General features: G+C 61.6%; 22 protein-coding genes and 1 pseudogene. 9 read left to right on the top strand and 14 right to left on the bottom strand.

The window, feature by feature from the left end; translation table 11 throughout:
- Positions 1 to 788: 788 nt before the first annotated feature.
- Both ASD99_RS21410 and ASD99_RS21415 read left to right on the top strand, forming a co-directional pair.
- Complete coding sequence (locus ASD99_RS21410) at positions 789 to 2,171, top strand: adenylate/guanylate cyclase domain-containing protein (RefSeq protein WP_082583373.1); 1,383 nt, start codon at positions 789 to 791, stop codon at positions 2,169 to 2,171.
- A 261-nt stretch (positions 2,172 to 2,432) separates the two neighbouring features.
- On the top strand, positions 2,433 to 3,497 hold the full coding sequence (locus ASD99_RS21415) for a cyclic nucleotide-gated potassium channel (RefSeq protein WP_056585088.1): 1,065 nt from the start codon (positions 2,433 to 2,435) through the stop codon (positions 3,495 to 3,497).
- 106 nt (positions 3,498 to 3,603) lie between these two features.
- Here ASD99_RS21415 and ASD99_RS21420 read toward each other — a convergent pair whose 3' ends face one another.
- From ASD99_RS21420 to ASD99_RS21450, 7 genes are all read right to left on the bottom strand, one after another.
- A complete protein-coding gene (locus ASD99_RS21420; RefSeq protein ID WP_162256714.1) occupies positions 3,604 to 4,521 on the bottom strand; it encodes an NAD(P)-dependent oxidoreductase in 918 nt (305 codons plus the stop codon).
- A 44-nt stretch (positions 4,522 to 4,565) separates the two neighbouring features.
- On the bottom strand, positions 4,566 to 6,290 hold the full coding sequence (locus ASD99_RS21425) for an ABC transporter permease subunit (protein WP_056585083.1): 1,725 nt from the start codon (positions 6,288 to 6,290) through the stop codon (positions 4,566 to 4,568).
- Complete coding sequence (locus ASD99_RS21430; protein ID WP_056585081.1) at positions 6,283 to 7,362, bottom strand: ABC transporter ATP-binding protein; 1,080 nt, start codon at positions 7,360 to 7,362, stop codon at positions 6,283 to 6,285. The genes ASD99_RS21425 and ASD99_RS21430 overlap by 8 nt, the downstream gene beginning before the upstream one ends.
- Before the next feature lie 36 nt (positions 7,363 to 7,398).
- Complete coding sequence (locus ASD99_RS21435; RefSeq protein ID WP_057144927.1) at positions 7,399 to 8,508, bottom strand: extracellular solute-binding protein; 1,110 nt, start codon at positions 8,506 to 8,508, stop codon at positions 7,399 to 7,401.
- A gap of 242 nt (positions 8,509 to 8,750) precedes the next feature.
- Positions 8,751 to 10,031, bottom strand: coding sequence for an NAD(P)/FAD-dependent oxidoreductase (locus ASD99_RS21440; RefSeq protein WP_057144792.1), 1,281 nt, complete (start codon positions 10,029 to 10,031; stop codon positions 8,751 to 8,753).
- A complete protein-coding gene (locus ASD99_RS21445; protein ID WP_056585076.1) occupies positions 10,028 to 10,552 on the bottom strand; it encodes a flavin reductase family protein in 525 nt (174 codons plus the stop codon). Before ASD99_RS21445 ends, ASD99_RS21440 begins: the two co-directional genes overlap by 4 nt.
- A gap of 154 nt (positions 10,553 to 10,706) precedes the next feature.
- Positions 10,707 to 12,632 carry a sigma-54-dependent Fis family transcriptional regulator gene (locus ASD99_RS21450; protein ID WP_057144793.1) on the bottom strand — a complete coding sequence of 642 codons (1,926 nt, stop codon included), beginning with the start codon at positions 12,630 to 12,632 and terminating at the stop codon, positions 10,707 to 10,709.
- Between the two features lie 384 nt (positions 12,633 to 13,016).
- Here ASD99_RS21450 and ASD99_RS21455 point away from each other — a divergent pair, with 384 nt between their 5' ends.
- The 4 genes from ASD99_RS21455 to ASD99_RS21470 all read left to right on the top strand — a co-directional run bounded on the left by ASD99_RS21455 (position 13,017) and on the right by ASD99_RS21470 (position 17,366).
- Entirely contained in the window at positions 13,017 to 14,126 is a 1,110-nt protein-coding gene (locus tag ASD99_RS21455) for an LLM class flavin-dependent oxidoreductase (RefSeq protein ID WP_056585072.1), read from the top strand.
- A 23-nt stretch (positions 14,127 to 14,149) separates the two neighbouring features.
- Positions 14,150 to 15,415, top strand: a complete 1,266-nt coding sequence (locus ASD99_RS21460) for a D-arabinono-1,4-lactone oxidase (RefSeq protein ID WP_057144794.1) — start codon at positions 14,150 to 14,152, stop codon at positions 15,413 to 15,415.
- A gap of 38 nt (positions 15,416 to 15,453) precedes the next feature.
- On the top strand, positions 15,454 to 16,929 hold the full coding sequence (locus ASD99_RS21465) for an aldehyde dehydrogenase family protein (RefSeq protein WP_057144795.1): 1,476 nt from the start codon (positions 15,454 to 15,456) through the stop codon (positions 16,927 to 16,929).
- A gap of 83 nt (positions 16,930 to 17,012) precedes the next feature.
- Positions 17,013 to 17,366 carry a RidA family protein gene (locus ASD99_RS21470; protein WP_056585065.1) on the top strand — a complete coding sequence of 118 codons (354 nt, stop codon included), beginning with the start codon at positions 17,013 to 17,015 and terminating at the stop codon, positions 17,364 to 17,366.
- 22 nt (positions 17,367 to 17,388) lie between these two features.
- Here ASD99_RS21470 and ASD99_RS21475 read toward each other — a convergent pair whose 3' ends face one another.
- From ASD99_RS21475 to ASD99_RS21485, 3 genes and pseudogenes are all read right to left on the bottom strand, one after another.
- Positions 17,389 to 18,072, bottom strand: a complete 684-nt coding sequence (locus ASD99_RS21475; RefSeq protein WP_057144796.1) for a serine hydrolase domain-containing protein — start codon at positions 18,070 to 18,072, stop codon at positions 17,389 to 17,391.
- Positions 18,072 to 18,996: pseudogene (locus ASD99_RS21480) on the bottom strand (ABC transporter ATP-binding protein); the annotation flags it as partial. The pseudogene ASD99_RS21480 and the gene ASD99_RS21475, both read right to left, overlap by 1 nt.
- 36 nt (positions 18,997 to 19,032) lie before the next feature.
- Positions 19,033 to 19,806, bottom strand: a complete 774-nt coding sequence (locus tag ASD99_RS21485; protein ID WP_244497845.1) for an HPF/RaiA family ribosome-associated protein — start codon at positions 19,804 to 19,806, stop codon at positions 19,033 to 19,035.
- Here ASD99_RS21485 and ASD99_RS21490 point away from each other — a divergent pair.
- The 3 genes from ASD99_RS21490 (at position 19,771) to ASD99_RS34370 (ending at position 22,468) form a co-directional block, all read left to right on the top strand.
- Positions 19,771 to 20,838 (top strand): CapA family protein, encoded by a 1,068-nt coding sequence (locus tag ASD99_RS21490; RefSeq protein WP_244482818.1) that lies wholly within the window; start codon positions 19,771 to 19,773, stop codon positions 20,836 to 20,838. The two genes, ASD99_RS21485 and ASD99_RS21490, sit on opposite strands and share 36 nt — an antisense overlap.
- 118 nt (positions 20,839 to 20,956) lie before the next feature.
- On the top strand, positions 20,957 to 21,421 hold the full coding sequence (locus ASD99_RS21495) for a YbhB/YbcL family Raf kinase inhibitor-like protein (protein ID WP_200951025.1): 465 nt from the start codon (positions 20,957 to 20,959) through the stop codon (positions 21,419 to 21,421).
- Positions 21,422 to 22,066: 645 nt separating this feature from the next.
- Positions 22,067 to 22,468 (top strand): glycosyltransferase family 4 protein, encoded by a 402-nt coding sequence (locus ASD99_RS34370; RefSeq protein WP_200951026.1) that lies wholly within the window; start codon positions 22,067 to 22,069, stop codon positions 22,466 to 22,468.
- A 25-nt stretch (positions 22,469 to 22,493) separates the two neighbouring features.
- Here the strand turns inward: ASD99_RS34370 and ASD99_RS33955 are convergent, their stop codons facing one another.
- The 4 genes from ASD99_RS33955 to ASD99_RS21520 all read right to left on the bottom strand — a co-directional run bounded on the left by ASD99_RS33955 (position 22,494) and on the right by ASD99_RS21520 (position 25,931).
- Positions 22,494 to 22,754: a hypothetical protein gene (locus ASD99_RS33955; RefSeq protein ID WP_162256715.1), complete on the bottom strand. Its 261-nt coding sequence runs from the start codon at positions 22,752 to 22,754 to the stop codon at positions 22,494 to 22,496.
- A gap of 574 nt (positions 22,755 to 23,328) precedes the next feature.
- The gene (locus ASD99_RS21510; RefSeq protein WP_057144800.1) at positions 23,329 to 24,072 is read right to left on the bottom strand and encodes an amino acid ABC transporter ATP-binding protein; all 744 of its coding nucleotides are present in this window, start codon (positions 24,070 to 24,072) and stop codon (positions 23,329 to 23,331) included.
- Positions 24,069 to 25,043 (bottom strand): amino acid ABC transporter permease, encoded by a 975-nt coding sequence (locus ASD99_RS21515; RefSeq protein WP_057144801.1) that lies wholly within the window; start codon positions 25,041 to 25,043, stop codon positions 24,069 to 24,071. The genes ASD99_RS21510 and ASD99_RS21515 overlap by 4 nt, the downstream gene beginning before the upstream one ends.
- A gap of 54 nt (positions 25,044 to 25,097) precedes the next feature.
- Positions 25,098 to 25,931, bottom strand: coding sequence for a transporter substrate-binding domain-containing protein (locus ASD99_RS21520; protein ID WP_057144802.1), 834 nt, complete (start codon positions 25,929 to 25,931; stop codon positions 25,098 to 25,100).
- Positions 25,932 to 25,983 lie beyond the last annotated feature (52 nt).

The following is a 25,983-nucleotide window of genomic DNA, read 5'->3' on the forward strand; positions in this document are numbered from 1 at the left end:
GGAATTGTTTACTTTTTCCGCCGATTCCAAGCCGGCAGAGGTTGCATGCGGCGGCTGTCGACGAAGATGAACGCCGGGGTCGAGGTGCCTTACCCCGATCGCGAGAATTACGTCGCTCGCAAGCCCCCAATCATCGTTGCCGCACAAAGAATCCGATGAATTTTCTTTCTTGTCAGGCCCGGTGGAGACACATGTCACCGAGTAGGCACGCGGTTGATATCCCAGCGAAGCTTCGGCTTGCCGAGATACCTGCTAGACGGCAAGTGCACGCGATCTTTCGTTAGGGGAGCAGAAGAGATGCGCCAGAAGTGGCCTCTCGTTTTGCCTTTTCGAGAACGGCGACTCTTGGCGCTGCTTGCTGGCTCGAAGCGGCCGGACATCAGCGCGCCGCACGTCTGCCGTTTTCAACTTACCTCCGACCGAGAGCGGACATTTGCCCGTGATCGTGCTAGAGGTCGCGGCTGCGCCATTGACGGAAGTTCGACGATTAGAGCGAGATGGTCCGCTTCGCGCGCTGATTGCTGGTGTACATCGTTGCTGCCTGGTTGTCGCATCTCCACTAAGCCTGATTCTGCTCTGCGACGTCACCAACCCGATCCGTGATCATGATGAACCCTCGTTGTCCGCTCAGCAAGCGGTCGCTGCCGATGCAAGCGGTCTTATGGTCCGGTCCCGGCAACGAAACCATTTCGGCTTCGTCGGTGCCCGAATTTTGCACGATTCTATTGCCTGAGCCGATTGGTGCTACACTGACAGCCAGTTAACGTGACGGACCTGTGTTCGGTGATATGACCAAAGTAACCGCTTTACCCGACAGAGTGGATTTCGACGTGGCCGCAGATGAGACCTTGCTCGAGGCTGCTCTCAGATCGGGCGTGCCATTTGCCCACGCATGCGGCGGCAGGGCGAAATGCTCGACATGCCGCGTTTGGGTTCTCGACGGCATTGAGGCTTGCCCGGACCGGAATCCGGACGAAACCCTGATGGCGAACCGGTTGAGATTGGCCGATCAGGTTCGGCTGGCCTGTCAGCTCAGGCCGGAAGGCGAGCTTCGCGTCCGACGCCTGGTGCTAGACGAAACCGACATGATGATCACCAGCCAGCTTGGCGCTTCTGCCGCGACGCGTTGCGGCGAAGCAAGGCATGTTGCGGTCTTCTTCAGCGACATTGTAGATTTCACAGCGCTGTCAGAGCGGCTTTCCCCCTACGACGTGATGTATCTGCTCAATCGCTACTTCGCCCAGGTCGGCGACATCATCGAGCAGAATGGCGGTTTCATAGACAAACTGATCGGCGATGGGCTCATGGCAATATTCGGTATCGACGACCAGCCAGATGCTCCGCTCCGCGCCTTGAACGCCGCACTTCAGACCCTCGCCACAGTCGATCGTCTGAAGCCGTTCTTTGCCTCGATGTATGGCATCGATTTCGATATTCGTATCGGCCTCAACTATGGCGAAGCCGTCATCGGCACATTGGGTTTTGCTGGACACGAACGTCTCACGGCCATCGGCGACGTTGTAAATCTGGCCAGCCGGATCAAGGCCGCCAATAAAGATGCCGGTACGCGCTTGCTGATATCCGAGACCCTTCGCGACCAGATCGCCGAAAAGGTGGAAATCGGCGACTTCGTCAGGGTACGCCTTCGCGGTACCGGCGAGCGCACGAGCCTGTTCGAAATCGTCAGGCTGAAGCCCGAAATTGACGCCGAGCTCAATGCCAAGGGGCTTCGCGAAACCATCCGTCACGGCGGCAGGAGGTGGATTCGCGCTTTTGCCGAAGACGAGCTACAGCCCTACGAACGCCGGATTCTCGATTTTGAGCACTACGATATCGTCGTCGTTCGCGGATCCGACAGCTATTGCGCCTTCAACAATGCCTGCCCGCATCTTCATCTGCCGCTCTACGAACGCCGAAGTTCCGCTCAGGCCGAAGTGCTGAAGCTCCCGCACATGGAGAGCACGATCACCGCAGATCTTGGCCTGGTCTGCCGCTGGCATCAGAGTTGTTTCGACCTGCTTACCGGCGAAATCAGGGAGTGGGCGAAGTTGCAGCAGGATGGTACTGCGCCGGGCTATGAATTCGCGGGTGACATTTCGAAAAACCGCGCAAAACTGATCGTATACCCCTGCCGAAAGCAGGACGGCTTTGTGTGGATCGGGCTCGATTGAAAACGACTGTCCGATATTTCAGTTTTCCGTCGCGATCCCATGTCGCCTTTTCACCGAAGCTGACCTTCGCGGAACCTGTTGCAATTGTCCGGATTGGATCATTCTCGTCGGTTGTGGCCTGTCTGTTCACGTCCGGTCACGAAGTAATCCCGGACATCTGAGTTCACTGTCGGTGATGCGCATCGCAGCGACAGCAAGCACCTTTACGCTTGCCTTGAAGGCAGCCTACTTTGGCGGATAGTTGTCGCTCGTGGGTATGGAATGTCGGTACTGCCTTTCCTGAGAATTTACGCGCCGCTCAACGCGCTGCTGGCTGCGCCTGGGCTTCTGGCGGTGGCTGCGCTCACGACACCGAACCTGTCCGGACGAAGCAGACTGGCTCTGACCGCCCTGCTCGCGGTCATTTGGGGCGCCTATCTCCTGCAGATGGCCGCGACGCTGCTCAAGCGCCGGGCGGGAGACCTTCGGGACAGGACGCCGGCAATCACCATCGACGCGCTCGCGGTTTTGGTTCCACTCGCCGCATTTCTGCTCGACGGCACACCCGACTGGAGCCTCTACTGTGGTATCTGGCTGCTGAAACCGCTGCGCGACTCGACCTTCTTCCCCGTCCTGGGCAGGGTGCTGGCCAACGAAGCGCGCAACCTGATCGGCGTAACCACGCTCTTCGGCGTCGTTCTGTTCGGTGTCGCACTCGCCGCCTATGTCATCGAGCGCGACATCCAACCGGAAAAGTTTGGCAGCATCCCCCAGGCAATGTGGTGGGCGGTGGTCACGCTGTCCACCACCGGTTATGGCGACGACATCCCGCAAACCTTGGCCGGCCGCGTCCTTGCCGGGGCGGTCATGATGACTGGCATCGGCATCTTCGCGCTCTGGGCCGGCATTCTTGCCTCCGGCTTCTATCAAGAAATCCGTCGCGAGGATTTCGTCCGCAATTGGCAATTGGTCGCCGGCGTGCCGTTGTTTCAGAAGCTCGGCCCGGCCGCGCTGGTAGAGATCGTGCGCGCGCTAAGACCTCGTAATTTGCCGGCGGGCGCCGTGATCTGTCGCATTGGCGAGACAGGGGATCGGATGTTCTTCGTCGTGGAGGGGCGGGTCAGCGTCGCGACGCCGAACCCGGTGGAGCTTGGCCCTGGCGCCTTCTTCGGCGAGATGGCGCTGATCAGCGGCGAACCGCGATCGGCGACCGTCAGCGCCGCGACGGCGGTCTCACTCCTGTCCCTTCACTCGGCGGATTTCCAGATGCTGTGCAGCAGCAGCCCGGAGATCGCGGAAATCATCCGCAAGACCGCGCTCGAGCGAGGCGGCGCTGGCGGCCGGTGACAGTGACCGGGTACAGGACGCGGCCGAGATCCTCCTTGCTGCTCTCGAACAAGGAGCGATACACGCACCTGCCAACAAGGTTACCATCGTCACCGATGAAAATCGCTCAACCCGGCACTTCGACTGGCTGCGGAGTGCTCATGACCTTGGAAAAGGCTTGCACCATGGCCGCCGAATCCAGATCGCCATGGCCTTGCGCGACCGCGTCCTGCATCAACTCGATCAAGGCATCCGAGAAAAGGTTCTGCATCCCGGCATTCGCGGTTGCGTTCGCAAGCAACCGGGCGCCGGCCAGATCCGTTTTCAAGGCCGATTGAACATCCGTGTAATCACCAGCAACGATCATCTTCCTGAACGATTGCGAGCGCGCGTTGATCTCGTCGAGGAAGCATGGGATCAGACTGAAGAACTGTTCGATATTCAGTCCCGAGTTTCTCAAAAAAGCCGCGCCATGCAGGATTCCGATCGTACTGGCAAAATAGACGCTGAGAAAGGCGAAGTCGCCCAGCACGGCCCCATCAATGCGCTGTCCCATGAGCGTGGCCCGTCCCGCCAGCGCCCTAAGGACAGGTTCGACCCGCAAGAAGAGGGCTTGTGGTCCGGCGAAGAAGATCACTGCCGTCGGCGCGCCGATCTGGGCCGGCGTGACGGCGATCTTGGCGTCCAGATAGTCGATGCCGGATGCCTGTGCGAACCGCTGGAAGCCATGGACTTCGTCCGGAGTGGCGGTGGACATCGGCACCAGGGCCTTGCCCTGGAGCGCTCCGACCACGCCCGGCTGCTTCAGGACGTCATACGTCGCCGGTAGATTCGAAAAGCATGTGAACGTGATCTCCGCGTCGCGACAGGCCTCGACGGCTGTCTCCGCCACGAAACATCCCGTCAGCCCCGCCAGCCGCTCCCTCGATCGATTCCAGACCGTGACGTGGTGCCCCGCCTCGATCAGCGCCTTGGCTATCGCCGTTCCCATGCTGCCGATGCCAAGCACGGCAACGGGGCGCCCGATTGTCGGTGACGACGGCATGTAGCACTGCTCCTCAGTGTTGAGCCGGAGTCCTTCGGGGCCGCTCATGTCTCGACGGCGCGGCGTCGCGCGATGACCTGGCCGATCAATACCGTCGACAGCGCGAACAGCCCAAGCAGGGTGAACACCGCGTTGACCGACGGGGTGAAGCCGAACCGCATTTGGTTGAAGACCCAGATCGGCAATGTCTGGGACGGGCCGGCGAGGAACAATGTCACCATCACCTCGTCCGCCGACAGGGTCAGGCCAAGCAGCATGCCGCCGATCGCGGCGCCGCGTATGAGCGGCAACACGATCAGCAAGAAGCTCTGCAGGCGGCTCGCGCCCAGATCGAGAGAGGCCTCGAGAAGGGAGGGATCGAGGCGCCGGAGCCGCGTCAGCACCAGGAGCATGGTGATGGGCATGATGAAGCTTGCCTGGCCGATGACGACACGGGCCAGGCCCGGCGGAACCCCCACGATTTCCGTGCCGAGCACCATGACGATGCCCAGGACGACCGAAGGCATCGCGAGCGGCAGGGTCAGCAGCAGTTCAATAGCGCGCGAAGCGAGCAGGTTGCGATAGTGGAGCACCAGCGCGAACGCTGTCCCGACGATGCTGGAGATGACGACGACGCAGACCGCGACAATCAGCGAACGCTGTCCGGCGGCGATCAATCCCGAATTGCCGGCGAGCTCGGCATACCATTTGAAGGTCAGGGCCTGCAGCGGGAAGGCCTGCAAGGTCGAATCGTTGAACGAGAACACCACCATCAGCAGCAAGGGGGCGTAGAGGAAGGCGACGACCAGGCCATAAAGCATGGCACCGCCGATGAAACCGAGCCGCGGTCCCTCACCGGCCGCCGGCGGCGGCCCCGAGGATGGCGCCTCGTCGCCCGAAAAGATCCCTCGCTGCGGGCAGGACCACAATACCAACGCGACGACAATGGAAACGGCGACAATGAGCGCGATAGATAGCGCCGCCCCGAACGGCCAGTTGCTGGCGATGCCGAACTGCGAGGAGATCAGCACGCCAAGCGTGGTTCCATTGATCCCTCCGACCATGGACGGCGTCACATAGTCGCCGACCGTGACCAGGAAGGCGAGGCTGAAGCCGATGGCAAGGCTGCGCCGGGTGAGCGGCCAGATGACGTGGCAGAAAGTCTGGAACGTGGTCGCGTCGAGGTCCTGAGAGGCTTCGATCAGAGATTGCGGAATCTTCTCGAACGCGTTGAGCGTCGAGACGAAGATGAACGGAATGGATATGTAGGCGAATGTCAGCACCACCGACGAGCCGGTGTACAGGAAGGCCGAGGACGGGCCGTCCAGGAGTCCGCTCGACACCAGGGAGGAATTCAGCACGCCGTTCTGGCCCAGGATGAGGCGCCAGGAAAACACCCTCATCAGCAGGCTGATCCACAAGGGCACCAGCACCAGGACGGTAAGGATGGAGCGGTTGTTCCTGACCACCCGGCCGACGAAATAGGCCATGGGATAGGCCACCAGCGCGCCCAGGAATGCGCCGAGCAGGCTGAACAGGAAGGTCTGCTCGAGCAGCCGCCAGAATCCGGCCGAGTGCCACAGGCGCACGTAGTTGGCCAGCGTCGGTTCGAACTTGATGCGTCCTCCGGCCACCGACAGGAAACTCGTCCCGATCAGCAGGAGGTTCGGGATCAGCACGATCAGCGCCAGCCAGCCATAGACCGGCACTTGTGGCCAATCGATGCGGAACCTGAAGCGCGCGGGTACGGCTGGGGCGGCGAACAGCGCCATGTCGGCCGATCTAGACATGAAAGATGTTTGCCTCCGCCAGATCGAGGCCGACGGAGACGGCCTGGCCGGCAACCAGGCTGTCGGCACGGCTGGCCGGCACGCTGCCCATGATCCGCAGGTCGCCACAGCGGATGCCGACCTCAATGTTGGTGCCCAGGAAGAGCACGTTTTCGACAATGCCGGATAGCCGGCTTGTCGCGGAACTTTCCTTGTCGGGATAGATCCTGACATTGTCGTAACGCACCGCGACGCGCGCCCTGCCGGACCTGTCGCCGCGTATCTCCGGGAACGCCACCCCGCCGATCGATCCGACATACACGCCATGATTGGCCGTGAATTCCACCGGCAGCATGTTGGAGTTGCCGACAAACTCGGCGACGAATTCCGATCGCGGCTTGAAATAGAGGTCCTGCGGTCTTCCCAGCTGCGCGATCCGTCCCTCGCGCATCACCAGCACGCGGTTGGACATGGAAAGCGCTTCGCCCTGGTCGTGGGTGACGTAGACGAAGGCGATGCCGAGCTCCTTTTGCAGTGAGACGAGCGTATGCTGCATCTGCTGGCGCAGGCGCAGGTCGAGTGCGCCCAGCGGTTCGTCGAGAAGCAGCAATTGCGGTCTCGACACGATGGCGCGTGCGAGCGCGGCGCGCTGCCTCTGGCCGCCGGAAAGCAGATGCGGCAAGCGGCCCGCCAGCGATTCCATGGCGACGAGTTCCAGCGCCTGCATGGCCTTCCTGGTCCGCTCGGGCTTTGCCATGCCGGCCATTCGCAACGGGTATTGAACGTTCTCACTGATCGTCAGGTGCGGGAACAGGGCATAGCTCTGGAACACTGTGCGAAGGTCGCGCTTGTTCGGCGGCAGATGCGTGACATCGCCGCCGGCCATCATAACGCGACCTTCGTCGGGCTTCTCGAAGCCCGCGATCGTGCGCAGGATCGTCGTCTTTCCGGAGCCGCTCGGACCGAGGATCGAGAAGAACTCGCCCGCGGCCACCTCGAACGACACTCTGTCGAGCGCTCGCTTGGTGTTGCCTGGATAGGTCTTGGAGACACTTTCCAGGCTAAGCACATGGTTGCCGACCGATTGCTGCATCGCAGTGGCTCCGGTTCTAGTTGCCTGCCGCGGGGCTTAGAGAATCCCCGATTTGAAATCGTTCCAGATCTGCAGGCGACGCTCGAGGTCTTCCGGTTTCTGGAAGACGACCAGCTTGTCCCAGAAACCGGGAGTGGCGGAGTCGACGATGTTGGTGATCTTCAATGCATCCTCGCTCAGCCCGGCGGCACGCGCGGATTCCGCGCTGAGCACGCCGTTGTTGGTGGACTTGGTGATGAAGCGCGACTGCCACTGAGTGCTCAGATTGTCATTCAGGAATTTGTAGACGATCGGGCGGTCGCCCTGCGGTGAAATCGAGGCGCAGTCGATCCAGGTCGGCGTACCTTCCTTGGGCAGCGAATATTTGAAGTTCTTGCCCTTGGCCTGGAGGGATGTGACCACGGCGACATTCTGGCAATAGCCGATCACGGCCTCGCCCGCGGCGTAGATCGTCGACGCGTCGTCGAAGCCCCGGGCGATGACCCGGATCTGCCCGTGCAGCGCTCGCAAGGCGTCCGTGCACTTGCCGAATTCCTCTTCCGTCAGGTTGAAAGGATCCTTGGCTCCGACATAAAGCGCGATCATCGGGAAGCTGATCGTGCAGTCGTCGAACATGTTCACCTTGCCCTTGTACTTCTCGTTCCAGAGCGTTGCCCATGTATCGGTCTCGGCCGTCGGGACGACATCGGCATTGTACATCAGGGGCTGCGTGCCCCAATTGTAGGGAACTCCAACCAATTCGTCGTCGACGGTTGTGAACTTCTGCCATGGCAGGTGGGACGATATGTTGGATGCGTTCGGCAGTTTGGAGACGTCGATCTTCTTGATCAGTCCCGCGCCCTTGAAGCGCGACAAGGAGCCTGTCTCGACATAGAGCACGTCCGGCTGGATCGCCCCCGAGAACGGTTGCGAGTAGAGCTCATCCTCAGAGCCGATGCGAACCGCGCGGACTTCGGTGTCGTTGGCCCGGCCCCATTCCTGAATCCAGTCGTCGTCGTGATATGTTTCCCAGGTCAGCAGCAGAATCTGTTCGGAGGCATTCGCCGGACGGATGATGTTCGGTGCAAACAGCGAACCGGCGATTGCCGCGCCACCGGCCTTGAGGATCGTGCGACGGCTGACGGCTTCATTCAGAAGTTTTTTCATGCCCAGGTCCTTTCCCATTTTCATGTCAGGAAGTGAGCAATCGCCGTGCCAGACGTCGGCGGCGCCTCGGCCGGATTGTCGCCGAGACTCGAGGCCGCCGCAAGTGGTTGATTCGATAGGCTGTTCACAGGCGCAGCCGTGCCGTGCATCATTCTTGCCGTTTCGCCGCCGATTTGCAGCCGTCGCATCGGTGACGAACCAGTCTCTCGCGTGAGACACGGACTGGGGGTTGTCCGCTGGCATCAGCCGAACCGTCGCGGGGAAAAAGCCTCGATCGGCACGCGCGGTGGCTTGCCGGCAATCAAATCCGTAACGAGATGACCGGTGGTCGCGCCGGCCGCCATGCCGACATGGCCATGACCAAAGGCGTAGACGATGTCACGCACGCGTCGCGAGTATCCGATCACGGGCAGCGAGTCCGGCATGCTTGGCCGGAAGCCCATCCACACGGACAGCCGATCCTCCGAATAGCTCTCCCTGAGGCCGGGGAACAATCGTTTTCCAAGCTTGAGCAAGTTGCGTGCCCGCCTCCAGTCGGGAGCAGCCTCCAACCCGGCGAATTCCACGGTGCCCGCGAGCCTGAGGCCCGTTTCCATCGGCGTCGCCACGAACTTGCCGGAGGTGTCCATGATCGGCAGGCCTGGCCTTGCCTCGGGACTGCTGACGATAATGTGGTAACCCCGTTCTGTATCCAGCGGAACGGAATCGCCGAGCTGCTTTGCGAACTGTTTCGAATAGGCCCCGGCGGCAACCACGGCCTGGTCGGCGGCCAGGAATCCAGCGTCGGTACGCAGCCCGGATAGCCTGTCGCCCGTGAGATCGAAGCCCTCGACCTTGGCGCGCTTGATCTGTCCGCCGTCGCGCAGAAAGGCGTCGGCAAGGGCGTTGACGAAGCGTTGCGGGTTGACCGTATGACCGTTCCCCGGCAGGAAAACCCCCAATTGGTAGTCGCGCGACAAGGTCGGCTCCAGCTGCCAGAGGGCATCGCGCTCCAGCACCGTGTATTCGATGCCGTTTCTTTCCCGCAATTGCCAGGAGAATGCGTCGGCTTCGAAGTCCGCCCGCGTCAGATAGGCCATGAGATGTCCGTCGCGCCGCAGCAGGTCGACGGCCCCCGCATTCTCCACCAGCGGCCGGTAGGCGCCAGGCGAATCCCGCAACAGGCCGGCGAGCGCCGCCGCCTGCTTCTCGACTCGCTCGCGCGAGCCTGCCTGCAGGAACCGCAGCAGCCACGGCGCGATGCTGGGCAAATAGGGCCACCGGATCGACAACGGTCCGAGCGGATCGAGCAGCCAGCCCGGCACCTTGGCCAAATTGCCAGGCATCGACATCGGAACGACCGATGATGGATTGAAGCAGCCGGCGTTGCCGAACGACGAACCGCCGGCGATTTCGCCCGGTTCGACGATGGTGACGGCGAAGCCTTCGCGCAGCAGCCAGCTCGCCGAGCAGACGCCGATCACGCCGCCGCCGATCACCGCCACATGGGTCTTGGAACCAGCGGCACCCCTCGCCTCGCTCATGGGGTTGCACCAGTGGTCGGCGGACAACGGAGCCCGCCGAAGCGTCCATCGATATAGACCAGCGGATGAAGGTCGTCGTCGATCAGCCGGGTTTCCACCACCTCGCCGAAAACCACCGTATGCGTCTGCACTTCCATCGCACGGTGGATACGGCAGTCGAAGCTCGCCAGCGCTCCGGTCAGCGCCGGGGCGCCGGTCGACAAGGTCTCCCATTTGCAAAGTTCGAACCGGCGATGGCGGTCCTTGGACGAACTGAACAGCCGCGCCGTTTCCATGTCGGCTTCGGCGAGGACATTCACGCAGAACCGGCCGGATGCCAGCATCAGATCGTGGCAGGAGACGGATTTGTTCACGCAGACCAGCAGCAACGGCGACGGGTCGGCTGAAACAGAAGTAACCGACGTCGCGGCAAAGCCATGCGGCTGCTCGCCGTCGATCGTGGTGACGATTGAGACGCCGGCGGCCAGGCGGCGCATGGCGAGCTTGAACTCGGCCAGTTTCAACTCGATTGGATCAGGCATGTCGGTCTCCTTCAGACCCACGCGGGCGCTGCGCCGGCAAGCCGGCGACGTTCGGGTGGGTTAAAAGAAGCAACGCAAGTCACGTGCCAGCCTGACGCGCGCGTCAATACAGCGGAAAGTCAGCCGCCGCGTTTCGGCGGCCCGACGTCGGGGATCAACCGCGCACGACCTTCTGGGCGACGATGCCATGCGCGCGCATCTTGCGATAGAGCGTGGCCCGGCTCATGTCGAGCGCCTCGGCCGTCCGGCTCACATCGCTGTCCAGCCTGCCCAGCGTCGACACGATCATCCGACGTTCGGCATCGTGCAGGGCCTGGCGGGGATGCGACGCCGGGGCCGACATTTCGGCGGCGCCCGACCCCGGCGACGCGAAGTCGGCAAGCAGGAGATCGTCGACCTCGATGACGCCATGTTCGCAGACGCGGCGCGCCCGCTGCAGGACGTAGCGCATCTCCCGAATATTGCCGGGCCAGGCATAGGTCTGAAGCGCGGCGATCACACCGTCGCTGAGTTGGGCGGGTGGACCGGTCCTGTCGGATGCGAGCAGGCGAAGGGCGATGTCGAGAATGTCCTTTCGCTCCCGAAGTGGCTGCATGTCCACGACCACGCCCGCCAGGCGATAGTAGAGGTCGCGCCGGAAGCGGCCTTCGGCGACGGCGGTCGAAAGATCGTTGTTGGTGGCGGCGATTATGTTGATATCGACCGTCTGGGTCTTGGCCGAGCCGAGCGGGCTGACTTCCCCGGTTTCCAGGACCCTGAGCAGTCGCGTCTGCAACGACAGCGGCATGTCTCCAATTTCGTCGAGGAAAAGCGTGCCGCCATCCGCCTGCTTCAGGCGCCCGACATTGCCTTCCCGCTTGGCGCCCGTGAAGGCGCCGGCGCCATAGCCGAACAATTCGCTGTCGATCAGCGTCTCTGGAATGGCCGCGCAATTGAAGGCGACCAGCGGCTTGTCGCAGCGATCGCATTCCCGGTGAAGCGCGCCCGCCAATGTGTCCTTGCCGACACCGGTCTCGCCAAGCAGAAGGATCGGCAAACCGCTGCCGGAAACGCGCCGCAACAACCTGGAAAGAACCGTCAGGCGAGGATGGGATCCAAGGCACTGTTCGATCGTGGGGCCCTGGGAGGGGGCGATTTCGATCGCGGGTTCGACGCCGGGGCGGGCGGCGGGCTGCGCCGCTTTGGCGATCGCGCGCCTGCCCGGCACCCGCCTCGGCGTGATGACTTCCGCTTCGTACAGCGCTTCGGAATCGATCCGCCTCAGGCCAAGCTGCCCGCCGTCCCTCGTGATGCTGTCGCGCGCCTCCGGCGTGCCCTGGAACAACTCCCATAGCGTCGCCCGGTTGAGGCGCTCGGCGATCGATCCGAACACATGGCGCGCCTGCCTGTTGGCGCCGACAATGCGCTGCTCTTCATCCAGGGCCAGCAGGACGGTCGAGCCGTCGCCGCGGATCTTCAGGATCGAGCTGCCGGGGAAGTGATTGAGAAAGAGCTGGTTGCTCAGCCGTTCGGCCGTATTCATCGTCAGGCCGGCGGCCAGCGCGAATGTGTCGGAGGTGATGCGCGGATCGCCCGTCGCAACATTGAGAACGCCGATCATTTCCGCGTCGGCAGACATCACCGGCGCGGCGATGCAGGACACCGAAGAGTAGGCACGGAAATAGTGATGCCGGCCCAGCACCATCACCGGCCGCCGCTCGATGATGCAGGTTCCCACGCCGTTCGTGCCGACCGCGCCTTCCGCCCAGATCGTGCCCGGTCGCTCGAGCTTCAAATCCTCGTCGTTCTGGGAATCGCCGCGGTAGCGCAGGATGATGCCGGCCATGTTGGAAAAGCTGGCGCAGAAATTCGAACCGCGCAAAGTCGACTGCACGAACTCCAGCTCATTCTTGATGGCTTCCAGGCTGGGATCGAATGGCTCGCAAAGCTGCACGACCTCGCGGTCGCTCAGCGAGGACAGGCGTGGGTTCGCATTGGGGTCGAAGTGATAGCGTTCCTGGCAGCGCTGCCAGGAGCTGTCGAGGCTGGCCAGACCGCCGATCGCCGTTGACTGCGCGACTACACGGCCCAATGTGTCCATGCGGAGCCTGTCCTCTCTAACGGATCGGTCCGAAAATCAGGATCGGTCTTCGAAAAGCACGACAAAGATTCAAGGTAGCCGAGCATTTTTCGCGCGTCAAAGCGGACGCAACCTCGCTCATATGTTCGCAAACTATGCAGCTTTGAAATCTGCCGTCAAGCTAGGCAGCAAGCCCGTGGGGCTTTAACGCATTCTTCAATGCCCGCCGGGAGCCGCTGCGCGGCATCAGAAATGAGACGAGTTTCGCTGCCGCGAGACGGTCCCCCCGGAAGATCGCGCGGTTCCCCTGCCGATTGCGCGGAAATCCGCCGCGCGCGCCACGTCGGCGACACTGGCACGGGCCTTGCTCAGCCCTCCCTGCTTGAAACGAGTAAGGAGATTGCGATGAAACTCGCGTTTTTCATGATGCCAATGCATAATTTGAACCGCGATTACCACACGACCTTGATGGAGGATGTCGAGTCTGTCGTGCTGGCCGAAAAACTCGGTTTCGAGGAGTGCTGGGTCGGCGAACACTATACGTGCGAAATCGAGCAGATCTCGTCCCCCATCACGTTCCTTGCGTTCCTTGCAAGCAAGACGAAGACCATCAAGCTCGGCACCGGGGTTCTTCCCTTGCCGCTCTATCACCCGGTCATGGCCGCCTCGCATGTTGCCTTGCTCGACCATCTGACCGAGGGCAGGCTCATCCTCGGCGTCGGCACGGGCGCCTTGGGATCCGACTTCGAGGCCTTCGGCATGCCCGACGCGAACCGCCCCGAAATGATGATGGATTCGCTCGACATCATCCAGCAGATCTGGGCCGGCAGCGCGCCGTACGAGATCAAGGGCAAGTATTGGAACGTCACGCTGAAGGACAATGTCTGGCCCGATCTCGGCGTCGGCTCCTTCGGCAAGCCCTATCAACTGCCACACCCACCGCTCGCGCTGTCCGTCAGCAGCCCCAACTCGAATTCCATACGCATCGCAGCACAGCGCGGCATGATGCCGATTTCCGCGAACTTCGTCGCCTCCTGGGTGGTGAAGACCCATTGGGACACCTATGCCGACGAGTTGAAGAAGCTCGGAAAGAAGCCGGACGGGAACCAGTGGCGCGTGGCGCGCTCGATCTTTGTGGCCGACACCGACGAAGCGGCCGAAGCCTATGTGAAGACTCCGAACGGCGCCTATGACTGGTATTACGACTACATGTTCACGGTCTACCAGCGGCTGGGGGCGGCCAAACTGCTGGCGCCGACGCCAGACACGGCCGAGGCCGACATCACCTACGAGAAGGTGCGCGACAGCTTTGTCATCTTCGGCAGCGTCGAGACCGTGACCCGCAAGATCCTCGAGCTGCGCGACGAGGTTGGGCCCTTCGGCACGCTGTTGATGACCGCGCACGATTGCAAGGACAAGGCCGTGATGCACAAATCCATGGAGCTTCTTGCCACGCAGGTGATGCCGGCGGTCAATGCCGAGCTGGAGAGCAGCCGCGTCAAGCTCATCGCCTGACGCAATCAAGATCGGAGACGAGCATGCGACACGCCAAAACGGACGTCCTGGAGCCGGGCAAGCTGTGGTGGAACTGGTTCGGCGAGCACTATTTCGTGCCCGCCAACACGGTTCTGCCGCGCAGCGAAGAGGATGTGCGCCAGGCCGTCCTTGCGGCGGCGCGGCTTGGATTGCCTGTCCGTTCGTCCGGCAGGGGGCACGCCAACACAGCCGCCGTGCCGACGCCGGGTGTCCACATCGACTTCCGCGCCTTCAACGAGGTCCTGTCTGTCGACAGGGAGCTGATGCGCGTCACCGTGCAGCCGGGCATCAGCGTCGGCGAACTGAGCCGCTATCTGAGAACGCAGGGCATGTCGCTCAACAACCAGGGCGACATCGACACGCAATCCGTCTGCGGCGCGATCATGACGGCGACTCATGGTGCCGGGATAACCTTGCCGTGCATGTCGATGCAGATGATCGCCGCGCGGATCGTCACCGCCGACGGCAGCTTGCTGGACCTTTCGGCCGAGGCCGACGGCGAGCTGTTCAAGGCGTTTCGGGCCTCGATCGGCATGTTCGGCGTCGTGGTCTCCATCACGCTGCAGGCGGTTGCGTCCTACAACCTCCTCAAACGCTCCTGGAACGCCGACATCGAGGATTGCCTCGGCGGGCTTCATCAGCGGCTGCAGGACAACAGGACGTTCTGGTTCTTCTGGTTGCCAAGGCGCGAATCCGCCGACCTGTTCGTCCTCCCGAGCGGAGTCCCAAACCTGGCCAGCCGCGACCACGACATCTGTCATATGCGCAGCTACAACGCCGTGCCGGTCGACCAAGCCGTCCCCGAACCCGAACCCGGTTCCCAATTCGACCATTCCTCGGTGATCTTCCCGAACCTTTACGAGCCGAATTTCCGCGAGATCGAATACGCGGTGCCGTTCGAGGATTTCGAGGCGACCTTCGACGAGGTCCGCCATCTGTTCCTCGACAAGCACAAGGACTTCACCTTTCCGGTCGAATGCCGGCCGGTCAAGGCGGATGATTCCTATCTCAGCGCCTATGCCGAACGCGACGGCTACGCGCTCTCGGTTTCCGGACCGATGGAACCACCGACCTGGGCGATGCTCAGGGACGTCGACGCCATTTTCGATCGGCACGGCGGACGGCCGCACTGGGGCAAGCATCATTTCATGACCCCGGCCAGACTGGAAAAACTGTACCCGCGCTACGACGCCTTCAAGAAGATGCGTCGAGAGCTGGATCCCGCCGGCATGTTTCTCAACGACCATCTGCGGGCATTGTTTGCCTGAAACGTCAACGCCGCGCAGGACCTGAAGGACACTTTGCCATGAACCAGCACAATCTCGGACGGACCGATGTCGTCCGCAAACTGATCATCGACGGGCGGTTCGTGATGCCCGTCGAAGGCCGGACATTCGGAACATACAATCCGTCCACCGGCGAACTCCTCGCCACCGTTGCCGAGGGCGACGCGCGCGACATCGACCTGGCGGTGGCAGCGGCACGTCGCGCCTTCGAGGGACCGTGGTCGAAATTCACGCCGTTCCAGCGCCAGGAAGTCATCCTGAAATTCGCCGACCTCGTCGATCGGCATTTCGAGGAATTCAGCCAGCTCGACACGCTCGACATGGGCATGCCGATCACCATGACGCGGGGCCGTCGGCAACGCGCCATCGGCATGCTGCGCATGTATGCCTCGATGTGCGTGACGATCGGCGGCCGCACCCTGCCCAATTCCCTGCCCGGCGACGTTTTCGCTTACACGTTGAAGGAACCGGTGGGCGTCGTCGGTGCGATCACGCCATGGAACGCGCCGCTGACGGGCACAATCTGGAAGATCGGACCCGTCCTCGCAACCGGCTGCACCATGGTCCTGAAGCCGGCGGAGGACGCGCCGCTGACCGCGCTGCGGCTCGGCGAATTGGCTCTGGAAGCCGGCGTTCCGCCCGGCGTCGTCAACGTGGTCCCCGGTCCAGGCACCGTGGCCGGCGCGGCGCTCGCCGCCCACATGGATGTCGACAAGATTGCCTTCACGGGATCGGACGCGACCGGCCGCCGGATCATCGAAGCCTCCAAGGGCAATATCAAGCGGCTGATGCTGGAACTCGGCGGCAAATCGCCCGACATCGTCTTCGCCGACGCCGACCTGGACAAGGCGGTCGCCGGAACGGCGATGGGCATCTTCGGCAACAGCGGCCAGATCTGCAGCGCCGGGTCCCGGCTGCTGGTCGAACGGTCGATCTACGACAGTTTCGTCGAGAGAGTGGCCGATTTCGCCAAGGCGCTCAAGGTGGGCAACGGCATCGAGCCCGACACGCAGATCGGCCCGGTCGTCTCAAGCAAGCAGATGGAGCGCGTCCAGTCCTATCTCGGCCTTGGCGTCGGCGAAGGTGCCGAGGTCGTTGCCGGCGGCAACCGTCTTGTCGACGGTCAGCTTGCCCAGGGGTATTTCCTCGCGCCGACGGTGATGAAGAACGTCCGGCAGACCATGCGTATAGCCCAGGAGGAGATATTCGGGCCGGTGGTCACGGCCATCCCCTTCGACGACGTCGGCGAGGCGCTGCGCATCGCGAACTCGACCGTCTACGGACTGGGGAGCGGCGTCTGGACCCGCGACGTGGCCAAGGCGCATGGGGTGGCAAAGGGCATCCGCTCAGGCACCGTGTGGGTGAATTGCTACGGGGTGCTCGACCCGGTGATCCCCTTCGGCGGCTACAAGATGAGCGGCTACGGGCGCGAATCAGGGATCGACCATGTCGAGGAATATCTCGCGACCAAGGCGGTGGTGCTCCAGAACGGCTGATGCATGTCGCCCCGGACTGGCGCCGGGCCATAACGAGCGTTCGGGCGGTACGCGCCAATCGACGGATATTTCAGGAGAGAGCATTGACCATCAAGCGCACGGATTTCACGGGTCGTTTCCATCGAATCGTCGAGGTCGGCAACACTGTCTATCTGGCGGGCGTCACCGCCCGGAACGCCGGCGCGGATGTCGGCCAGCAGACGGCGGATGTGCTGGCGCAGATCGATGATCTTCTCGCCAGGGCCGGTGCCTCCAAGCGCGATGTCGTCACCGCGAATATCTGGCTGGCGGACATTGGTGATTTCGCCGGCATGAACGCCGCCTGGGATGCCTGGCTGGACAAGGAGCACGCCCCGGTGCGCGCGACCGTGGAATCGAAGCTCGCCCGCCCCGACCTGAAGGTCGAAATCCAGGTCCAGGCCGCTAGGCAGGGCTGAGACCAGCGGCTGTCCGGCGGCCCTATGGGCTTTGCACGCATGCCGACAGGGCGGCAAGCAGGGAGCCCGACCTTGGATCGTGTCCTTCGAAGTGCAGAAGCGTGTTGGTCACGTAGGAGAAGCCTGTCTTCAACTCCGGCCAGGCGCCGTGCAAGGAACCGCCGGCGCCGTCATGGCCAAATCCCACCGGAACGTTGACGAACAACGCTTCCTTCGTCTGCAATCCAAATCCGACGCCGTAGGCGAGTTCCTGCTCGAGGTAAGACTCGACACCACTCGCAAGACATGTGTAACCGAGCGCGATGGTCTCTGGCTGGAGAATGCGTATCTCTCCAAGTTCGCCGCCTCGCGCCAGGCAACCGTAAAGTCGTGCCGCGGCGCGCGCCGACACGATGCCGTTTCCACCCGGGACCTCGGCCGCGCGCCAGGAGCGCGAGTTCAGCGGTAGCGGGTCCGGTCTCGATCTCGGCGGATTGTCCCAGATCAACCACGCGGCGCGGTCCGTTTCCAAATCGCTGCGTTTCGCCCCATAATTTGGACCACACTCGAGCACCGCGACGCGGGGCTCCTCTTCGCCGGGAAGTCCGATCCAAGCATCCAAGGCGAGAGGCCGGGCAACATCATCCGCGAAAAGCCGGCCGACGCTGCGGCCATCATATCCGTTCGAGGCGAAGCCACGTATCTGGTTCTCAGCCGTGTCGGTCATCAATCCACCGTCCAGTTTGCAAAGCCAACCTCCATCGGTTGCGGAAAATGGCATGCGGCAAAATGCTGGGGTTCGACCTCCACCAGCGCCGGCTTGACCTCGGCGCATATGTCCTGCGCCTTGAAGCAACGGGTCCGGAATGGGCAGCCCGACGGCGGATTGATCGGGCTGGGGACATCGCCCTTCAGCAGGATCTGACTGCGCCCGCGCTCGATATCGGGGTCCGCGACGGGAACGGCCGACATCAAGGCCTGCGAATACGGATGCAGCGGCCGCGCATAGAGGCTGGCCGCCGGCGCCACTTCTACCAAGCGGCCGAGATACATGAGAGCCACGGTGTGCGAGATGTGGCGCACCACCGACAGGTCGTGCGCCACGAAGACATAGGCGGTGCGCAATCTCTCCTGGATTTCCTTGAGGAGGTTGAGCACGCCCGGCCTGAACCGAAACGTCCAGCGCCGACACGGGCTCGTCGAGCACAACCACCTCGGGCTTCAACGCCAAGGCGCGGGCGATGACCACGCGCTGTCTCTGGCCGCCGGACAGCTGATGCGGGTAGCGCCGGCCGTAATCCGAGCCAAGGCTGACCAGGTCGAGCATTTCCGCGACCCGCTCGCGCCGCTCGGAACGGGTCATGGCAGTTATTCGCAACGGTTCAGCGATGCTGTCGGCGATACGCATGCGTGGATGAAGCGATCCGTACGGCTCCTGGAAGACGAGTTGCAGACGGCGGCGCATCTCGCGCACGGAGGCCGCGTTCAGCGAAACAACATCGGTGCCGTTGACCTCGACGCTGCCCGCGGTCGGCTCGATGAGCCGCAGCAGGCAACGTCCGAGTGTGGATTTTCCACAGCCGGACTCTCCCACGAGGCCGAGCGTCCTGCCGGGTTCCAGGTCGAAGGAAACGTCATCGACGGCTTTCAGTTAACTGAGGGTGGAAGATCGGCGTTGGAAATAGGTTCAGGCTGGCATGACGGCGGAGGCGTAGGGGCCTTTCTCCCCTTCATGTTCGGCAAAGCGTACTTCGTTGCCTACTGCGAGGGTCTCCCATTGGCTGTCGGAGGCCATGCTCTCGCGCCGGAAGAAGAATTCGCGCCCATCCGGGCCTGAGATGAATCCGAAACCTTCCTCGGGCACCAACCTGACGACGGTACCGTGGTGCGTTTCCGGATGCGGTTTGACGCGATGCCCGCTCATTTTGCGCGCGACATCCTCAAGCTGGCGCTGTGCCGCATTGAAGCTATCGCGGATCGCGACATAGACATCCTCATGTGCATGATTTTCTTCCGATTCCCGGCCCACGACGATTTCGCGGCCAGGCACGGTTATATCAACCCGCACATGATAGATTTTGCCCCTGTGGCTATGCCGATGCGGTGCTTCGACCACGACGTTGCAGGATGTTATCCGGTCGTCGAAGCGCGCCAACCGCCCAATGCGCTCGTGGATGACTTCCTCCACCGACGGCGACGGTTCCATGCCGCGAAACCGGATCTGGGGTGTGATTTTCATGACTATCCTCGCAATGAAAGATCCATAGCGATCAGCTTCCGCGCACCGCCGAGTTGATGCATTGATCGGCATCAACCCGACACACGCCGCCTGATGGCATTCTCTCAAAATCGAATTGACTACGAACGCCGCAATTACTGGCGTCAGGATCGGTATCCGATGAGGCTCTTTCTTTGCGGAGACGTGATGACCGGCCGCGGCATCGACCAGATCCTGCCGCATCCCTGCGACCCAACGTTGTATGAGCCTCACATGTGGTCCGCAGTCGACTACGTGGCTCTTGCGGAACACAGGGCCGGCGAGATTCCGAGGGCCGTGCCTTTTGACTACATCTGGGGCGATGCCTTGGATGAGATCGATCGGCGAGAACCCGATTTCAGGATCATCAACCTCGAGACCAGCATCACTGCCGACGGCATTCCGGAAGCCAAGGGGATCAACTATCGAATGCATCCCGACAACCTTGGATGCATAACTGCAGCAGAAGTCGACTGTTGCGTTCTGGCTAACAACCATGTCGCGGACTGGGGACTCAACGGTTTGAAGGACACAGTTCAGGCACTGGGGCGGACCGGCATTGCGACGTCGGGTGCCGGGGTAAATGCTGAAAAGGCAGCCCGCCCTGCGGTCCTCACATTGGCTGCGGGCATGCGGCTCCTGGTCTTTTCCTTTGCCTGTCCATCGAGCGGAGTCCCTGTCCAGTGGGCGGCTGAGAAAGGGCGACCCGGCGTGAACTTTCTTACGGATTTCAGCCGGAACGCCGTCGCAGGGATCGGCCGCAAGATAGGAAGATGGAAGCGTCCAGGTGATCTGGTCCTGATCTCGATCCATTGGGGTCTCAATTGGGGATACGATATCCCCGACGATCATCGAAGATTTGCCCACAGTCTCGTCGACGAGGCCGGTGTCGACGTCATCCACGGGCATTCATCGCATCATCCATTGGCCATCGACGTCCATGCGGGAAAGCCGATCCTCTATGGGTGCGGCGACTTCATCAACGACTATGAAGGCATCAGCGGACACGAGGCATTCCGGCCGGACTTGGCGCTCGGCTATTTCCTCGACATCGATCATCGAACCCGCCGCCTGCGAGCCGTCGAAATGGTGCCGTTTCACTTAAGGAAATTCCGCCTTGAACGCGCGTCCCGCGCAGATGCCGGATGGCTGAGCAGCACCCTTGACCGCGAATGCCGGCGCTTCGGCCATACTGTCCGCTTGACCGAAGACGATGCTCTGGCGCTGTCATCGTGAGGACCCCTGCTTGGACTTTTTCTGACCAAGCAGGAAAACCGTAAGGAAGCCGGATGGGCACGCAGCTGTGGTTTCATGCTGACACTGCGTTCCGGGCAAAACGCGAGGTGGAACCGACATGGACATGATGTTCGCCAGCCCAGCCTTCGACAATGACGCCGTCGTCCCGCGTCGCTATACCTGCGGCGGGGAAGATGTCTCGCCGCCCTTCAAATGGCAGGGCGCACCTGAAGGCACCAAAAGCTTCGCACTCACCTGTCACGATCCGGACGCACCCAGCGGCACGTTCTTCCACTGGGCCATATTTGATATCCCCTCAAGCCAATTGCAGCTTGCCGAACGTCTGCCGCGAATGGAGACTTTTGCTGACGGCACGAAGCAAGCGGTGAACGATTTCGGCAGGATCGGCTATGCCGGCCCCTGCCCACCCAAGGGGCATGGCATCCACCATTATCACTTTCGGCTATTCGCACTTGATGTGGATCATCTGGACCTCGACAAGGCAGACTGCCGACAGGTCCAGGTAGCGCTACAGGCCCATATCCTGGCTTTCACGGAAATCGTCGGCCGCTTCCAGCGCTGATCTCAATCATGGGCGCGGTCCACGCAACGGTCAGGGATATGGCTGAGCCGCTATTTGTCGACCGTGGAGGCGTTCCCGCGACCACCCTGGCCTGTGCGGCGTCCATCAAGGCGATCACGTCCTGATCTCTCAATTGATGGAAATCGCGATAATAGAGACCGATCGCCTGAAAGAATTTGGGCTCTTCAAGACAGATGCCTCTTTCCTCAGCGCCTCGATCGTCTCAGGTGAGACGCGCCAGCGCCGATCTGTTGAGCTCAAGAACATCCTGGTCTTTGCCGCCGACAATCAGCAATGTCGGCGCACGGACCTTTTCGAGCGCGGCCGCCGCCATATCCGGCCGCCCGCCGCGCCGATGCCGGGTCGTTCAAGGCCTCTTCGAGATCAATCGCTGCCATCGAATTCAATCCCTGGGCTTGCGGGAACGACGCCTATCGGTCCGATGCAAGGGCGATAAGTAGTGCCCACGCGCTGCAGCTATTCATGAGATGCCCGGCGCGGCATTGATGCCTATCAACGAATGTGAGAATCGATGCCTGCAATCATGCACACTTGGTAAGCTTGGGCAGGACCTGGGTCAGCAACGTTAAGTCGATCAGTGATGAAACTTGGGATGATGGGACTGCGGCTTCGATGAATATATTGATGCTCACGAATACCTTAACCCGTTATATTGGCGGCGTAGCCAATAGTGTCACTTGGCTTGCCGAAAATTTGCGGGCGGCCGGCCATCGGGTTCTGATCATCGCGCCCGAGTTTGACGGCGCACCAGAAGATGAAATCGACGTACTGCGAATTCCGGCTCTCCAGCGCTTCGGAGGCAGCGATTTCTCGGTGCCGATCCCGCTCAGTCGCTCGCTCGACGAGGCCTTGGACGTCTTCCAACCCGACATCGTGCATTCCCATCAGGCACTACGGATGCGAAGCGATCTCTGCTCCAAAAGATCGTTCGCAGGGTCACCTCAAGCCGGGGTCATTGACCATCGAACAGGATCGCCGCTCGATATCGGAATTGCTTCTAGACCGGATTCTGCCACCCAGCGATAGTTCGCAGGTGACTTCCATTGAATGTTCAATTGGCATGAAGCGGCGCGGCATCGAAATGCGGATCATGCTTACAGAGGGCTCTAACAGCAACCGAGAACCCGATGGCGCTTTGATCGACCTTCTGCGTCGGGCCCACTTGTACCTGGATCAACTTACGGACGGTGCCAGCCGCAGCCTCACCGACGTTGCCATGCTCAACGACACCGATACATCTGAGGTAAGCCGTCTCCTGCCCTTCGCGTTGCTCGCCCCGAAAATTGCGGCCAGCATCGTTGCGGGTGATCAACCTGTCGAGCTATCTGCGCATAGGCTGTCACGAGTTTCCGAATTGCCGTACGCTTGGGCCAGCCAGACTGCCCTCCTCGCTTCTGACGCCATTCTTGAGCTTCCGAATCGCATCGCTGACCATCGCATTGCCAAACACTTGGCTACGGCATTCGCCCAACAGAGACGGACTCCCAAAAGTCAGGTGTTTTGGGCATTGATTGCGGCGTCTCATCCAAAAGTTAGAGACTACCCGGCGCTAACCCTCGGAAAAGTCGACGCTATTCTGAGACGGATGAAAAACCCGAACATCAGGCGGACTGGATGGTGGGTCCGGAGGGTCAAAATTTTCTACACAAAATCAATATGTTAGCGGTTGGCTCGCCAGGCCGTTTCCTTCGTATTCTCTCGTATGGTCAGGCGAGCCTAAGGACCAGGAGGAGGACTAGTTTTCCATCACGCGGTGTCTCTTTCATCCCACAAAAGGGGTCGAAGAACCCGTGTTGACCATTGTGTGTGAGCGCGGCTGGTTTTGGGCCGGAAGCAGACTGTTCGCTTTCCGAAAGCGACGAGAAAGAGCAGCCTTTTCTGGATGTCTAATGCTTCAGTATCTGGCTGAGGAACAACTTGGTTCGATCATGGCGAGGGCGGCTGAAGAACTCGTCGGGCGTGCCTTCCTCGACAATCTGGCCGGCGTCCATGAAGATGACTCGGTCTGCGACCGCCCGGGCAAAGCCCATCTCATGCGTCACGCACACCATGGTCATGCCGTCGCGCGCCAGTCCCGTCATCGTCTCCAGCACCTCGGAGACCATTTCCGGGTCGAGAGCTGAGGTCGGTTCGTCGAACAGCATGACAGCCGGCTGCATGCACAGGCTGCGGGCGATCGCCACGCGCTGCTGCTGGCCGCCGGACAGTTGGATGGGGAACTTGTTCGCCTGTTCGGGAATGCGGACCCGCTCGAGGAACTTCAGCGCGGTCTCGCGCGCCTCCTTTTCCGATACGCCCTTCACCCACATCGGGCCGGCCATGCAGTTCATCAGCACCGTCATGTGCGGAAACAGGTTGAAATGCTGGAACACCATGCCGACGTTGGAGCGCACGGCGGCGACATTGGTCATCTTGCCGTGTAAGGCAACGCCGTTGACGACGATGTCGCCCTGCTGATGCGCTTCGAGGCGATTGAAGCAACGGATCAGTGTCGACTTGCCTGAGCCGGATGGCCCGCAGATGACGATGCGTTCGCCCTTATGAACCGTCAGATTGATGTCCTTCAACGCGTGGAACTGACCATACCATTTGGATACAGCCTTGGCCTCAATGATGGACTGAGCGCTCATCGCAACTTGCTCCTGTGGTAATGCCGTTCGATGCGGGACTGGATCAGTTCGAGGCAGATCGACAGCATCCAGTAGATCATGGCGGCCGAAATCAGCATCTCCATGTGCTGGAAGGTCTTCTGGCCGAGGGTGCGCGCCAGAAACATCAACTCCCAAACACCAATGACCGAGACCAGCGAGGAATCCTTCAGCATCGAGATGAACTGATTGCCTGTCGGCGGAATGATGACCGGCAATGCCTGCGGCAGGATGATACGGCGCATTGTCAGGGCGAAGCCGAATCCCATGGAGCGCGACGCCTCCCACTGGCCACGATCGATGCTCTGGATGCCGGAACGGAAGATCTCGGTCATGTAGGCGCCGTAGCAGAGCGAAAGCGCCAGGATGCCGGCGGGCACCGCATTGATGACGAAACCGAGCTGCGGCAGTCCGAGATAGATCAGGTAAACCTGCATGAGCAATGGCAGGCCGCGGAAGAAGGAGGTGTAGAAGCTGGCAATGGCAAAGGCAAAGCCATTGTTGGAGAGTTTGGCGACCGCGCCCGCCACCGCGATGACCGAAGCGATGACGATGGAAATCGCCGAGACGTAGAGCGTGGTGACGACGCCCTGGCTGATCAGAAAGGGCAGTTTCTCTCTGATAAAGGGCAGGCTGAGATGGAACGTTTCGAAGAAGGCGATGAACAGGAGCAGCAGTTCGAGCCAGACGATGCCGATCTGGAACTTGAGCGGTGCGAAGCCGATCAGCACGACGTTCAAGGTGAAGATCACCGCTATGGCGAAGGCAATGGCAAAGCGGCCGTAAAGGCCACTCACCGACGGTTCGCCGATCACCGGACGCATCAGTTCGGCGAAGCTGGTGCCCGACATGTTGAAAGCCATGAAGAGAAGCAGAACGACGCCGAACATCGTCGCCACAAACCAGGGTTTGTGGACGAGGATTTCGGCTTCGACGGTATCCGGATAAAGCATCTTTGAGCACCGGCTGTTCGGCGGCCTGCCAGTGGCAGGCCGCCTTTTAAGGAGCTAGTTCGTCTTCGAGTAATCCTGCCCGTACCATTTTTCGGAAAGCTTGCTCAGCGTGCCGTCCTCCTTCATCGCTTTCACCGCGTCGGCGATCTTGGCGGAGAGTTCGGGATCGCCGCGCTCGATGGCGATCGCCAGCGGCTCGTAGAAGACCGGATCGCCCACCTGCTTGATCGGGTAACCGGCCTTCTCGGCATCGAGGATCGACGGCAGCGAAGAGACCACCGCGTCGAGGCGCACGCCGTCGCCGAGGCGAAGGTCGTCGAAGGCGGTCGTCGAATTCTCGTAGGAGTGGACCTCCTTCGGGTTGAGCTTGTACTCGAATGGCGGCGCGCCGGCGGCATCGAGCGTCAGATCCTTCTTGGCATAGGCCTCGAAGGTGGAGGTGCTGGTGGCGCCGACCACCTTGCCGTCGAGATCGGCCAGCGTCTTGGCCTTGCTGTCCTTGTGCACGGCAACGGCCGCCGGTGTGTAATAGTAGACCGCCGGAAAATCGAAGATCTCGGCGCGCTTCTTGGTCGGCGTCATCGAGCCGGCATGCATGTCCCAGCGCCCTGCCCAATGGCCGGCGGTGATGATGTCCCAGCCGGGCGTGATGAACTCGACCTTGACGCCGAGGTGCTTGCCGATCGCCTTGGCGACGTCGACATCGAAGCCGTCCAGCTCGTTGCTCGCATTCACGAAGGACTGCGGCGCCCAGTTGGCATCGGTCGCCACCTTGAGCGTGCCTGCCGCAATCACGCGGTCGAGCACCGCGCCGGCGTGAGCAGGACATGCGCCAAGCGCAAGCGCCATCGCGGCCATCGTCACGTGTCGTCTGTTCCAGATTGTCATGTGCGTATTCCCCTGTTGTTGTTCAGTCCCTTGCGGTCACTTCCGTTCAGCC

This window comes from Mesorhizobium sp. Root695, assembly GCF_001428185.1.
GTDB lineage: Bacteria > Pseudomonadota > Alphaproteobacteria > Rhizobiales > Rhizobiaceae > Mesorhizobium.